This is a genomic window from Methanococcus mangrovi, from assembly GCF_054506835.1.
Map to the genome: position 1 here is coordinate 1,016,709 of NZ_CP197114.1, position 11,796 is coordinate 1,028,504.

The 11,796-nt window shown below is 34.3% G+C and carries 18 protein-coding genes; 11 read left to right on the top strand and 7 right to left on the bottom strand.

Annotated features, from left to right (window positions below):
• The first annotated feature begins 2 nt into the window (after positions 1–2).
• Positions 3–713 (top strand): metallophosphoesterase, encoded by a 711-nt coding sequence (locus ACS5L2_RS05420; protein WP_459201010.1) that lies wholly within the window; start codon positions 3–5, stop codon positions 711–713.
• A gap of 34 nt (positions 714–747) precedes the next feature.
• On the opposite strand, the gene ACS5L2_RS05425 is transcribed toward ACS5L2_RS05420, so the two are convergent.
• Both ACS5L2_RS05425 and ACS5L2_RS05430 read right to left on the bottom strand, forming a co-directional pair.
• Positions 748–1,116 (bottom strand): tetratricopeptide repeat protein, encoded by a 369-nt coding sequence (locus ACS5L2_RS05425; protein ID WP_459201011.1) that lies wholly within the window; start codon positions 1,114–1,116, stop codon positions 748–750.
• Positions 1,117–1,142: 26 nt separating this feature from the next.
• Positions 1,143–1,892, bottom strand: a complete 750-nt coding sequence (locus tag ACS5L2_RS05430) for an undecaprenyl-diphosphate phosphatase (RefSeq protein ID WP_459201012.1) — start codon at positions 1,890–1,892, stop codon at positions 1,143–1,145.
• 149 nt (positions 1,893–2,041) lie between these two features.
• Here ACS5L2_RS05430 and minD point away from each other — a divergent pair, with 149 nt between their 5' ends.
• Positions 2,042–2,830, top strand: coding sequence for a cell division ATPase MinD (minD, locus tag ACS5L2_RS05435; RefSeq protein ID WP_459201013.1), 789 nt, complete (start codon positions 2,042–2,044; stop codon positions 2,828–2,830).
• Between the two features lie 56 nt (positions 2,831–2,886).
• On the opposite strand, the gene purF is transcribed toward minD, so the two are convergent.
• From purF to ACS5L2_RS05450, 3 genes are all read right to left on the bottom strand, one after another.
• A complete protein-coding gene (gene purF, locus ACS5L2_RS05440) occupies positions 2,887–4,266 on the bottom strand; it encodes an amidophosphoribosyltransferase (protein ID WP_459201014.1) in 1,380 nt (459 codons plus the stop codon).
• Between the two features lie 148 nt (positions 4,267–4,414).
• Positions 4,415–4,609 (bottom strand): 50S ribosomal protein L37e, encoded by a 195-nt coding sequence (locus ACS5L2_RS05445; RefSeq protein ID WP_012194254.1) that lies wholly within the window; start codon positions 4,607–4,609, stop codon positions 4,415–4,417.
• A 76-nt stretch (positions 4,610–4,685) separates the two neighbouring features.
• Positions 4,686–4,904 (bottom strand): LSm family protein, encoded by a 219-nt coding sequence (locus tag ACS5L2_RS05450; protein WP_459201015.1) that lies wholly within the window; start codon positions 4,902–4,904, stop codon positions 4,686–4,688.
• 131 nt (positions 4,905–5,035) lie between these two features.
• Between ACS5L2_RS05450 and ACS5L2_RS05455 the strand changes: the two genes are divergently transcribed.
• Entirely contained in the window at positions 5,036–6,310 is a 1,275-nt protein-coding gene (locus tag ACS5L2_RS05455; RefSeq protein WP_459201016.1) for a 3-isopropylmalate dehydratase large subunit, read from the top strand.
• A gap of 69 nt (positions 6,311–6,379) precedes the next feature.
• On the opposite strand, the gene ACS5L2_RS05460 is transcribed toward ACS5L2_RS05455, so the two are convergent.
• Both ACS5L2_RS05460 and ACS5L2_RS05465 read right to left on the bottom strand, forming a co-directional pair.
• Positions 6,380–6,742 carry a CBS domain-containing protein gene (locus tag ACS5L2_RS05460; protein WP_459201017.1) on the bottom strand — a complete coding sequence of 121 codons (363 nt, stop codon included), beginning with the start codon at positions 6,740–6,742 and terminating at the stop codon, positions 6,380–6,382.
• A 48-nt stretch (positions 6,743–6,790) separates the two neighbouring features.
• Positions 6,791–7,918, bottom strand: coding sequence for a hydrogenase large subunit (locus tag ACS5L2_RS05465; protein WP_459201018.1), 1,128 nt, complete (start codon positions 7,916–7,918; stop codon positions 6,791–6,793).
• A gap of 226 nt (positions 7,919–8,144) precedes the next feature.
• Here ACS5L2_RS05465 and hdrC point away from each other — a divergent pair, with 226 nt between their 5' ends.
• The 8 genes from hdrC to ACS5L2_RS05505 are packed head-to-tail and all read left to right on the top strand — an operon-like array spanning position 8,145 to position 11,794.
• Positions 8,145–8,723 (top strand): CoB--CoM heterodisulfide reductase subunit C, encoded by a 579-nt coding sequence (gene hdrC, locus ACS5L2_RS05470; RefSeq protein WP_459201019.1) that lies wholly within the window; start codon positions 8,145–8,147, stop codon positions 8,721–8,723.
• 12 nt (positions 8,724–8,735) lie between these two features.
• Complete coding sequence (gene hdrB / locus ACS5L2_RS05475) at positions 8,736–9,641, top strand: CoB--CoM heterodisulfide reductase subunit B (protein ID WP_459201020.1); 906 nt, start codon at positions 8,736–8,738, stop codon at positions 9,639–9,641.
• 33 nt (positions 9,642–9,674) lie between these two features.
• Positions 9,675–9,989, top strand: coding sequence for a carboxymuconolactone decarboxylase family protein (locus ACS5L2_RS05480; RefSeq protein ID WP_459201021.1), 315 nt, complete (start codon positions 9,675–9,677; stop codon positions 9,987–9,989).
• Between the two features lie 13 nt (positions 9,990–10,002).
• Positions 10,003–10,359: a class II SORL domain-containing protein gene (locus tag ACS5L2_RS05485; protein ID WP_459201022.1), complete on the top strand. Its 357-nt coding sequence runs from the start codon at positions 10,003–10,005 to the stop codon at positions 10,357–10,359.
• 24 nt (positions 10,360–10,383) lie between these two features.
• Positions 10,384–10,650, top strand: coding sequence for an MTH865 family protein (locus tag ACS5L2_RS05490; RefSeq protein ID WP_459201023.1), 267 nt, complete (start codon positions 10,384–10,386; stop codon positions 10,648–10,650).
• A gap of 23 nt (positions 10,651–10,673) precedes the next feature.
• Positions 10,674–11,201, top strand: a complete 528-nt coding sequence (locus ACS5L2_RS05495; protein ID WP_459201024.1) for a ferritin — start codon at positions 10,674–10,676, stop codon at positions 11,199–11,201.
• A gap of 9 nt (positions 11,202–11,210) precedes the next feature.
• Entirely contained in the window at positions 11,211–11,399 is a 189-nt protein-coding gene (locus tag ACS5L2_RS05500; RefSeq protein WP_459201025.1) for a rubredoxin-like domain-containing protein, read from the top strand.
• A 44-nt stretch (positions 11,400–11,443) separates the two neighbouring features.
• A complete protein-coding gene (locus tag ACS5L2_RS05505; protein ID WP_459201026.1) occupies positions 11,444–11,794 on the top strand; it encodes a DsrE family protein in 351 nt (116 codons plus the stop codon).
• Positions 11,795–11,796: the final 2 nt, after the last annotated feature.

Genomic DNA, 11,796 nt, shown 5'->3' on the forward strand with positions numbered 1-11,796 from the left:
ATATGAAAATAAACGGGCATGAAATCTATTTTAAAGATAATACAGTATTTTTAGAGAAAAATAAAACTTTAATACTTGCAGATGTCCACGTTGGACTGGAAGAATTTATTCGACGAACCGGTGTTTTATTTCCATTGAACGAAAAAAAAGAACTTCTTGAAAGAATTAAAAAATTAATAGTTGAATTCAAACCTGAAAAATTAGTTTTCTTGGGGGATTTTCTTCACCACTTTCAAAAAGTTCCATACAAAGTTTACGAAACAGTTAAAGAATTAAATTCTCTTTTAAAAAACCATGACGTAATCGTAATTCGTGGAAATCATGACATAATGCTCGAATATATACTTAAAGAAAATACGGATTTTAAAATTTTAAGTTATTTGCTTGAAGATAAAATTTTAATGGTTCACGGGGATAAAACATTTGACGTTGATTCTGAATTTAATCTCTTAATAATGGGTCATGAACATCCTGTTTTAGAAATAAATAAGCAGAGATTTCCAAGCTACCTTGAAATCGTTCAGAATGATTTTGAGATACTTGTAGCACCTGCATTTTCAAACATTGCATCAGGTGTCAAAATAAACGAACTTGAAAGCAACTTCATGTCGCCATATTTGAAAAAAGTTAAAAAAGAAGATATTTTTCCAATAGTTATTGGAGAAGAAGTTTTCAAATTCCCCGATCTTTCAAAAATTGAAAAATTCCTTTAATTTTTGATTTTTATTTAGTCTATATTATATTTTTCTATTTCGCTCTTGCGTCACAAATTTCTGCTTCGACTTCTTTTCCATCGATATGCCTTAAAGCTTCTGCTTTTGCGGCCCATATATCTTTGTTATATTCATCTTCATTTACATTTATAACGTAGTTGTAGCAGTCAACCGCTTCTTCGTATCTTTCTAAATTGTAGAGTGCTTTTCCTTTCATGAGCCAGTATTTCGATTCTTCAGGATTTAACTGGATTGCATTATCAAATAAATCTATCGATTCAGTGTAATTTCCAGCATCGTACTGTAAAAGTCCTTCAGAATAATATTTTTCAGGGTCTTGGTCAACACATCCTGCAAAAATTATTGAAATCATAATGCCGAATAATATCAATCTATTTTTCAAAATATCCCTCAATTATTATCAATTTACTACAAAAACATTAATACAAAAAATGAAGCTAAAAAGCAGTAATACCCGAAAATTTTAAGTTTTCCGCCAATTACCATTTTTTTAACAAGATATAACCCCAAAAGTCCCGTTAAAAATGAAATAACAAATCCAAGTAGCTGTTCTGTTGAAAAAGTTATCTTTTGAAGTTCAAGTATTCCTGCACCAAATGTTACTGGAAGGCTCATCAAAAATGAATACTTTACAGCATCTTCTTTTTTCATCCCTAAAAAAAGTGCTGCAAAAAGGGTTGTTCCACTTCTTGAAATTCCAGGAAGTACTGAAAACGCCTGAAATACTCCGATAATCAGTGCATCAAGATAAGGAATAGATTTAATTGTTTTTAAATTTTTATTCAGTTTATCTGAAAGAAGCATTAATATTCCTGTGATTGACAAAAAAACTCCTATCAATAACGTTGATGAAAAAACTGATTCGATAAAATCTCCAAAATATAATCCAACGATAACTGCAGGAATTGTTGATAAAACAAGTTTTGAAGCAATGTTTATATATTCCATATCTTTTTTTGAAATTCCATTTACTATTTCAAAAACTTCAGATTTTACAAAAATTAAGACTGCTAAAAACGTTGCAAGGTGTAAAAATGCAAAATACCCAACATCCGGCGTAACATTAAAAATTGCAGTAAATATTGCGAGGTGTCCGGAACTTGAAATCGGTAAAAATTCGGTAAGCCCCTGAACTACTCCAAGAATTAATTCTTCCATTTTTATATAACCTGATTAGTTTGAGTTTCTATCTTTGAATAGTAATTTTTTAATTAAATACTTTTTTCTGTTACAAATAACTAAATACAAATACTTTAAATTAAATAATAAGTAGTTAGTTACACGATTTTGTTTTATTTGGTGATTTCATGATTATTACGGTAGCTTCTGGAAAAGGTGGCGTTGGAAAAACGACCACGTCTGCAAATTTGGCGGTTGCACTGTCCAAACTTGGCAAAAAAACTATTGTAATTGATGGCGATATTTCAATGGCCAATTTAGGGCTGATATTTGATTTTGAAAAAAAAAGACCCTCCCTTCATGAAGTTCTCGCGGAAGAGTGCTCTGTAAGAGATGCAATTTATGAACACAGGACTGGAACTTTTGTACTTCCTGCAAGCCTCTCTATTGCAGGTTACAAAAAATCAGACCTCGATTTATTCCCTGATGTAATAAATGAAATTGCTGATGAATACGATTACGTAATTATCGATGCTCCAGCAGGTTTAAACAAGGACATGGCAATTCACCTCGCAATTGCAGATAAAATCCTTCTTGTAGTAACTCCGGAACTTTTTTCTATTGCTGATGCGATGAAAATTAAAGAAAGCAGTGAAATGGCAGGAACTAATGTAATGGGAATTGTTTTAAATAGAACTGGAAAAGATTTCGGTGAAATGGGACCAGATGAAATTGAAATGATTTTAGAAGAAAAAATTGTCGGATTAATCCCTGAAGACGAAAATATCAGAAATTCAACCCTTAAAAAAATGGATATAATTGAATACAGTCCAAGAAGCCCTGCTTCAAAAGCATACACCGAACTTGCACTAAAAGTTACTGGAGCATACGTTGATATTGGAAAAATTGAAGAAATTTATAATGAAAGTTTCTTTGAAAAATTAAAAAGAAGCATTTTTTCAAAATTTAAGAAATAATTACTCTTTTTTTTGAATTGTTAAAATATTTAAAAAAACAGAAAAACTAAAAAAATTTATTTTTTGCAATTTCCGCAACTGAATTTGCAGGAAACGTCTGTTGGGTATTCTTCGTTTAAACATGCTAAACAAAGATCATCTCTTCCAATTGCTTCGACCAATCCTTCAATACTTAAGTATGCAACAGAATCTGCACCTATCATTTCAGCTATTTCTTCGTCAGTTTTTGAATTTGCAATTAATTCTTTTGTTGTAGCCATGTCTATTCCATAAAAACATGGTGAAACAATTCTTGGCGACCCGATTCTCAAGTGAACCTCTTTTGCACCTGCTTTTTTAACCATTTTCATGATTTTTCCAGATGTAGTTCCCCTAACGATACTGTCATCAATTAAAATAACTTTTTTATCTTTTAAAAGGTGTTTTACAGGGTTTAACTTCAATCTCACTGCAAGGTCTCTTTCTTCCTGTGTCGGGAGGATGAATGTTCTTCCAATGTACCTGTTTTTGATTAACGCTTCGTAATAGGGAATATCTGCTTCTTCGGTGTATCCTTGTGAGAAGATAATTCCAGAATCGGGAACTGGAGAGACTATATCCACATCTTTTGGATTTTCCCTTGCTAAAATCTTTCCGATGTTTCTCCTTACTGCATAAACGCTTATTCCATCGATTACCGAATCAGGTCTTGCAAAATAAACATATTCAAACATGCATGTAGATGCTTTTTCTTTTGCATTTGGTAATTTGTAGGTGTTAACACCATTTTTATCTACAACAACCATTTCTCCGGGGGCAACGTCCCGTTCAAATTCAACATCAACAAGGTCAAGAGCACAGCTTTCAGAACTGAAATAGTATGCCCCGTCATCTTTTCCGATACACAATGGCTTAAATCCGTTTGGATCCCTTAATGCAATCAATGTATCGTCATAGATAATTAAAAGAGAGTATGCACCGTTTAATTTTTGCGTCACGTTTGTGACTGCAGTAATAATATCGTCAGTTTTTAAAAGTTCCCTAACTAAAAGTTGAGCAATAACTTCAGAATCGGTTGTAGAAACAAAAATATGTCCCTTTTTTTCGAGTTCATGTTTTAATTCTTTTGAATTTACAATATCTCCATTGTGAGCAATTGCAATTTTTCCAAAAGAGCTGTTTACAACAAATGGCTGGCAGTTGTCGCTTATATTTCCACCCGTTGTGGAGTACCTTACATGACCGACGCCGATGTGCCCGTATAAATTTTGTAATTCCCTGTTTGAAAATACTTCTGGAACCAATCCCAATCCCTTGTAGTAGCCTATTTCTTTACCGTTTCCAACAGCAATTCCTGCACCCTCTTGCCCCCTGTGCTGAAGCGCGTAAAGACCATAGTAAACTTTTTTGACAATGTTGCTTTTTTCATGAGAATAAATTCCAAAGATTCCACACATGATTATCACAAAATAAGATTAATCTGAATATAGAAATTATAAAATGTTTGTAAAATATTGATAGAATAACTAAATTGAACTGATATATAAGGTTTACAAAAAAGTTAGTTGAATTTTATTTTAAGTAATAAAAAAGAAAGGGGGTATATTATTTTACTCTGTTTCCTTTTCCGGTAACTTTTTTCCATTGCCATGCGAATCTTTTAATTTTTGAACTTTTACCAAATCCACATGCTGCACATACTTTTTTTCTTACGTGGAATGCTCTTCTTCCACATCTTCTGCATACAATATGGTTTGAACCTTTATTGTGTTTACCTTGGGATGGTGTTCCTTTTGTCATTTACTTCACCGTGTTTATCTTTACCTTATTCCATATATCGAGATCACATAAAAAACTAACTGTTGAATTAAAAGAATTATAATGAAACGTAAAGTACGTTGTCGCCTCTTACAACTAACATTGGGAATTCTTTTTCGTCATCGTTTTCGATTTTAGCGTTTTCTAAAGCAACGTTCATGTGTAAATCGTATGCTTTCAATCTTCCTTTAACAACTTTACCATCTTTTAAGAAAACTGTTACGTTTGTATTGATTGATTTACCTAAAGCGTCTAATGGTCTTTGTGTATCCATCATATTCGCACCTCGCATAATAAAAAAACAACTGCTAATTCTAATTCGTAGAAATAAATAAATAGTTCTGATATATAATACTTTCCAAGTAATTACTTCTTATTTGTCATATGGTGCTATATGGAGGTATAAACATGGCAATGACCCTAGCTGAAAAAATTTTGGCAAAAGCTTCAGGAAATACTCAGGTTTCACCTGGAGACATCGTTATGGCTAAAGTAGAAACCGCGATGGTTCATGATATCACTGGTCCACTTTCGGTAAATACCCTTAAAAAAGAAGGTATTTCAAAAGTATGGGACAATGAAAAAATTGTGATTCCATTCGACCACCAGATACCTGCTGATAGCATCAACGCTGCTGAAAATCATATTTTGATGAGAAACTTTGTAAAAGAACAAAATATCAAACACTTCTACGACATTAGAGAAGGAGTTTGCCACCAGGTTCTCCCAGAAAAAGGCCACATAGTTCCAGGAACTGTTGTAGTTGGAGCAGACAGCCACACCTGTACATACGGTGCATTTGGTGCATTTGCAACAGGTATTGGAAGCACCGACATGGCTGCAGCATTTGCAACTGGTGAATTATGGTTTAAAGTTCCCGAAACACTTTACTTCAACATCAGTGGAGAATTAAAACCAGGAGTAATGTCTAAAGATGTAATTTTGAGCATTATTGGAATGGTTGGAGCTGACGGTGCTACATACAAAGCTGCACAGTTTGCAGGAAGTACTGTGGACAACATGACCATTGCTTCAAGAATGACCATGTCAAACATGGCTATTGAAATGGGTGGAAAAGCAGGATTGATTGCTCCGGACGATAAAACAATTAATTATGTAAAAAATGCGATGGAAGCTAACAACACTGCAAAACCATTCGAATTTATTCTTGGAGATAAAAATGCAGAATTTGAAGAAAAATTCGAAATTGATGTAAGCAACCTTGAACCTGTTATGGCATGTCCTCACAACGTTGACAATGTAAAAACTGTCAGAGAAGTTGCAGGAACTCCAATCGATCAGGTATTCATCGGTTCATGTACAAACGGAAGACTTGAAGATTTGAGAGCTGCTTTAAACGTTATTGAAAAACACGGCGGAATTTCAAAAGACATTAGATTTGTTGTAACCCCTGCATCAAGAAGCATAATGCTTGAAGCTATTGATGAAGGATTAATTAAAAAATTCTACCAGTACGGTTGTGTTGTAACAAATCCATCATGTTCTGCATGTATGGGTGCATTATACGGACTTTTAGGCCCTGGAGAAGTTGGAATTGCAACTTCAAACAGAAACTTCAGAGGAAGAGAAGGTTCATTAGAATCAGACGTTTACCTTGCATCGCCAATTACTGCTGCAGCATGTGCTGTTAAAGGAGAAATTGTTGACCCAAGAGATCTCTAATCTAATTAAAACCTTATTTTTTTACTTTTTTTAAATTTTGAATTTTAGATTAAAAAGAAAAAAGAATTTTTATTTTAATGTCAATTTTTTCAAAATATCAAAAGAACTCAAAGTTCCAACAATTTTATCATTTTCAACAACAGGATACGCAAAAACTTCGTTTTCTATCATTTCAGAGATTAATTCGTTGGATAGTTCATCGTTCGGATTTATCGTTTTAATTTCATCTAAAAAAAGCATTGCTTCTTCTGTTTTGACATGTTTACATCCCGCAAGCAAATCTAATGCAGTAACCCATCCAACAATCTCTTCATCTTCGATTACTGGCGCATAACTTTTTTTATTTTTATATAACAACTGAACTACTTCTCCTACAATATCGCTTGGAGAAACTTTTAAAAAATTTTCGTTCATGACTTCTTTTACAATCATAAAACCACCAAATGGGTAAAAAGAGATTTGAAAGTTATTAAATAGATATTATTTCTTAAATGGTTCCTTTAATACCATTAACCGGTCCGTACAGGTAAAACATGGATCACAGCTTGCAATAATCAATTCTGCATCACTTACATGGTAACCTTTTACAATGTCTTCCATTGCACCAAGGTTTGTTGCAGTTGGAGTTCTGATTTTTGCCTGTCTTACAAGCCCTTCGTCGTCCAACCCATATGAATAGTACTGTTCCCCTCTTTGAGCTTCGGTGTAACAGTTTATTGGCTTAAATTCATGTAATTCGTAATTTGGATTGTAAATCCGTTTATCGGTAGTATCTTTTAACGCACTTACAGCCTGTTTTATGATTTTGATGCTCTCAAAACACTCGTAAAATCTCACAGCAAGTCTTGCAAGGACATCTCCACCGTCAAACAAGATTTCATCAAAGTCGTATGGGTCGTACTCTGGAACCCATCCCATTTTTCTCTTATCGGATTTTACGTTGCTCCCCCTTGCAGTAGGTCCAACCGCGTGGAATTTTGCAGCAGTTTTTCTATCAAGTATTCCAATATCCTTCACTCTTGAAATAATCATCGGGTCATTTAACGTTCTCTCGACTAATTTAGCAAGCCCTTCTTCATATTTTGAAATTTTATCAAGTATGTGGGGAATTTGAGTTTCTGAAATGTTACATCTTGGCCTGATTCCCCCAATTATCGGACAAGAATAGTGAACCCTGCTTCCAGATATTTCAAAAAATATCTGCATTATTGGCTCCCTTAACATGAAACATCTCATTGACATTGTTTCGTGGCCCAATATCTCAAAAGCGTGTCCAAAAAGAAGTGTGTGAGAGTGAAGCCTTTCTAATTCCTCAACAATAACTCTTATGTGGTTTGCGCGTTCTGGAATTTCGATGTTGCATCCGATTTCAGCAACTCTTGCCGCACTCCAGAGGTGAATGTGTGAACATATTCCGCAAATTTTTTCAGACAGGATGCATGCTTTTTCAACAGGTAATCCCTCCATTAATCGTTCTACACCTCTGTGATTTACACCAATAGTAAGTTCTGCATCATTTACTATCTCATCTTCAATAAATAATCTCAATCTGTGGGGTTCAAGCATTGTAGAGTGTACTGGCCCGATTGCAATTTCTCCTTCGTACATGATTTTTCCCTTCCAAAATAGTTAAATGAATCCTAAAATTTTGATAAAATTAAAATTTGAAAATATCATTATCAATTATGATAATTAGTAAATATTCCTCTGCATTTATATTATTAATCATTATTTGTTTTAGGTATTAGCCTCCTGTATAATAGCCGACTCAAATGTGCAAATATATATCAAGTTTTAAAACAAAAATTAAATTATACCGGGGAGGTGAAGTTAAATGGTTTTAAAATCTAGCGAATTTAATCCAGATTTTCCAAAACAGATCATTGAATCTGGAGAATGGATATTTGGGGATAATGCATCTTCTTTTCAAAAATGCTACCAGTGCGGAACCTGTACTGGTGCATGTCCAAGTGGTAGAATAACCGCACTTAGAACGAGAAAATTAATAAGAAGTGCTCTTGCAGGAATAGACAGTATATTATCAGGTGATGACCTCTGGATGTGTACAACATGCTATGAATGCTATGAAAAATGTCCAAGGGAAGTAAAAATAACCGATATTATCAAAATTATAAGGAATATTGCTGCTGAAAAAGGATACATCGCAGAACCGCACAGGAAAACCAGCCTACTTGTTTTTAAAACTGGTCACGCAGTTCCAGTTAACGATGAAATTAAAAAAGCAAGGTTAGCGATAGGATTAACAGAAATACCTCCAACAACCCACAAATACCCTGAAGCTTTAGAAATCGTAAGGGATATTATGGAAGACCTTAATTTCTGTAAAAAAGTTGGAATCTGTAGGGAAACTATGGATTTAGAACCGTTAAATGTTCAAAAATCTAAAGAATAGGGGTGAAATAAGATGAGTGAAACTGATTTTGAATACATGTTTTTTTTAGGATGTATCGCACCAAACAGGTACCCTGGAATTGAGAGTGCAACCTATAAAGCACTTGATAAACTTGGAATAAAACTACACCCATTTGAACAGGCATCTTGCTGTCCTGCACCGGGAGTATTTGGTTCTTTTGATCTAATGACATGGCTTACAATTGCTGCAAGAAATATTGTAATGGCAGAACAGGCCGATTTAGACATTTTAACAATATGTAACGGATGCTACGGCTCACTATTTGAAGCAAACCACATATTACACGACAATGAAAAAGCAAGAAATAGAGTAAACGAAGTCCTATCAAAGCACGGTCTTGAATATACCGGAAAATCAAAAGTACGACACTTGACAGAAGTACTCTATTTCGATTACAGTCCTGAAAAAATTGCCGAAAGAGTAGAAAGACCGCTTGACATTAATGTTGCAGTCCACTACGGCTGTCACTACTTAAAACCAACCGATGTAAAACATATTGAAAGTTCAGAAGTTCCAAAATCACTTGATGGACTTGTCGAAGCAATCGGGGCAAAGTCAATATACTATAAAGACAAAAATATGTGTTGTGGAGCAGGTGGTGGAGTAAGGGCCAGAAACCCTGAAGTTGCACTTGAAATGGCTGAAACCAAAATAAAAAATATAATTGCCGCAGGGGGCGATTGTGTAACCGAAGTATGTCCATTCTGCCATTTACAGTTTGACAGGGGTCAGATTGAAATGAAAGAAACTTTTGGACGGGAATATCAGTTACCAGTTATTCACTATGCCCAATTACTTGGTATGGCAATGGGTATGACGCCAAAAGAAGTTGCACTTGACCTTCACTTTATTCCTGCAAATCCGCTACTTGAAAAGCTTGGATTAAATATGGAATAAAATACTACACACTTTCAAAAAGGAGGGAATTGTATGAAGGAAGGTATTTTTTTCGGAGAAGGAATGAAATTCGTAAAAGAAGACTACCCAGATATTTATGAAGCAGTTGTTGGATTAAATAAAGCAGCATACACTGGAAAAGTTTTAGACTACAAAACTCAGAAATTAATAGCAATTGGTATTGTTGCAGCAACAGGGGATGAAACTGCAACAGAAAAGCAAATAAGAAGCGGAATGGCTGAATTAAAAATTACCAAAGAAGAAATCATTGATGCATTGCGAGTTGTATTATTAACTTCTGGAATGCCCGCGTTTACAAAAGCTATGAAAGTAGTTAGCAAATTATAACTGGGGAGATATAATGAGCTGTGTAAGTGCTCAAACACTTAAAGAAGGAACTGATTTTGAAAAAAAGCATGTTCCAATGATAGAATGTAAAAGTACCGTTAAACCTGACGAAATTTATGAAGTGAAAATTCATACCGCAGGAGTAGAACACCCTATGGAAGACGGGCACTTTATCCAGTTTATTGAATTAAATGTGGAAGAATACCCGCTTTTAAGAGTTCAGTTTACGCAACACTCAAAACCTGATGTTGTTTTAAAAATAAAAGCTCCAAATGAAGAACATAAAGGCAAAACCCTTAAACTTGTTGCGAAAATGTTTTGCAACCTTCACGGGCTTTGGGAATACGAAAAAGAAGTAAAAATTGAATAAAAATTAACCTGACTTGGTGATTCAATGATTACTACAAACCATCCACTTAGTGAAGCACTTAAAGATATTGAAAACTTCAAATTAAGCCTTGCAGATTACTTTAAGGACAAAGATGTATTTCCAATAAAAAATAAAGTTGAACTTGGAAGTGCACTTCCTTGCGGAATTTCAATGCCTTGTGGAGAAATAGAAGCTGGAGAACTCGTTAAATTTGTAAATGATAGCGATTTTCCAATAAAAAATTCAGAAGATTTAGCAATGAAACTTTCTAAAAGCTGCAGTATTAAATAATCCGTATACGAGGGGTTTGTGATATGGATAGCAAATTGAGATATGAAATAGAAGAACAGATCAACAAAGAGTTCTATTCAGCATATTTATACCTTGCAATGTCAAATTATGCAGACTCTAATGGGTTTAAGGGTATTTCGAACTGGTTTATAGTTCAATCTCAGGAAGAACTTGACCATGCTATGAAATTTTATAAATACCTGCATGATATGGGTGAAACCCTTGAATTAAATGCAATTGACAAACCTGAACCAAAATGGAATTCAATTACAGAAGTTTTTGAAAATGGACTTACCCACGAAAAATACGTGACAGGACGAATTCATAAATTGATGGATATTGCACATGATGTAAAAGATTATGCAGCAATTTCAATGCTTCAATGGTTTGTAAATGAACAAATTGAAGAAGAATCTTCATTTAGAAACATTCTTGATAGGTTGAAGTTAACTGGTGGCGACATGAATTACATGATGGTACTTGATGGAGAACTCGGGCAAAGAGTTAGAACTCCGCCACAAAGTGAAAATACAAAAGAAAAAACTGCATAAGGTGAAAACATGGTATGGTGGAAATGTTCAAACTGCGGATACATCTTTGAAGGTGAAGCTGGAAAAGTTCCTGAAAAATGTCCAAACTGCGGGGAAGTCTGTACATTTTATGATGTAAGCTGCTACACCCCAGAATGCGGATTTGAAGGCTACGACCCAAAAATTGCTGGAAGACGACAGGAAGAAAGCAGACTTTGATTACGAATTAATTATTTACCATTTATTTTTTTAGGGGGAGATTTATGAAAGCTTGTTTTTTAATATTCACTTACGATAAAGGGGGAAAACCCTACGTTCCGGTAATATTTCACGCACTTCTTTTTGCAAAAGAAATGAAAGAAAAAGGAGACGATGTAAAGATTATCTTTGAAGGTGAAGCTGTAAAATGGTTTAATGAACTTTTAAAAGCAGACCATCCGTTAAAAACTCATGTTGAAGCATTGAAAAATGATTTTATAGCCTGTGAAGCATGTTCTAACATGTTTGGTGTTTTGGACAGCATTAAAGGAAAAATAAAAATTGAAAATGACCTTCACGGGCATATCAGCCTTAAAAAATATCTTGATAGCGACTACAAAGTTATCGAATTTTAATT

Bases quoted from the DNA above. Each gene is read 5' to 3' on its own strand.
- ACS5L2_RS05420 (WP_459201010.1), top strand. From the start codon at position 3: ATGAAAATAAACGGGCATGAAATCTATTTTAAAGATAATACAGTATTT.
- ACS5L2_RS05430 (WP_459201012.1), bottom strand. From the start codon at position 1,892: ATGGAAGAATTAATTCTTGGAGTAGTTCAGGGGCTTACCGAATTTTTA.
- minD (WP_459201013.1), top strand. From the start codon at position 2,042: ATGATTATTACGGTAGCTTCTGGAAAAGGTGGCGTTGGAAAAACGACC.
- purF (WP_459201014.1), bottom strand. From the start codon at position 4,266: ATGTGTGGAATCTTTGGAATTTATTCTCATGAAAAAAGCAACATTGTC.
- ACS5L2_RS05445 (WP_012194254.1), bottom strand. From the start codon at position 4,609: ATGACAAAAGGAACACCATCCCAAGGTAAACACAATAAAGGTTCAAAC.
- ACS5L2_RS05450 (WP_459201015.1), bottom strand. From the start codon at position 4,904: ATGATGGATACACAAAGACCATTAGACGCTTTAGGTAAATCAATCAAT.
- ACS5L2_RS05455 (WP_459201016.1), top strand. From the start codon at position 5,036: ATGGCAATGACCCTAGCTGAAAAAATTTTGGCAAAAGCTTCAGGAAAT.
- ACS5L2_RS05460 (WP_459201017.1), bottom strand. From the start codon at position 6,742: ATGATTGTAAAAGAAGTCATGAACGAAAATTTTTTAAAAGTTTCTCCA.
- ACS5L2_RS05465 (WP_459201018.1), bottom strand. From the start codon at position 7,918: ATGTACGAAGGAGAAATTGCAATCGGGCCAGTACACTCTACAATGCTT.
- hdrC (WP_459201019.1), top strand. From the start codon at position 8,145: ATGGTTTTAAAATCTAGCGAATTTAATCCAGATTTTCCAAAACAGATC.
- hdrB (WP_459201020.1), top strand. From the start codon at position 8,736: ATGAGTGAAACTGATTTTGAATACATGTTTTTTTTAGGATGTATCGCA.
- ACS5L2_RS05480 (WP_459201021.1), top strand. From the start codon at position 9,675: ATGAAGGAAGGTATTTTTTTCGGAGAAGGAATGAAATTCGTAAAAGAA.
- ACS5L2_RS05485 (WP_459201022.1), top strand. From the start codon at position 10,003: ATGAGCTGTGTAAGTGCTCAAACACTTAAAGAAGGAACTGATTTTGAA.
- ACS5L2_RS05490 (WP_459201023.1), top strand. From the start codon at position 10,384: ATGATTACTACAAACCATCCACTTAGTGAAGCACTTAAAGATATTGAA.
- ACS5L2_RS05495 (WP_459201024.1), top strand. From the start codon at position 10,674: ATGGATAGCAAATTGAGATATGAAATAGAAGAACAGATCAACAAAGAG.
- ACS5L2_RS05500 (WP_459201025.1), top strand. From the start codon at position 11,211: ATGGTATGGTGGAAATGTTCAAACTGCGGATACATCTTTGAAGGTGAA.
- ACS5L2_RS05505 (WP_459201026.1), top strand. From the start codon at position 11,444: ATGAAAGCTTGTTTTTTAATATTCACTTACGATAAAGGGGGAAAACCC.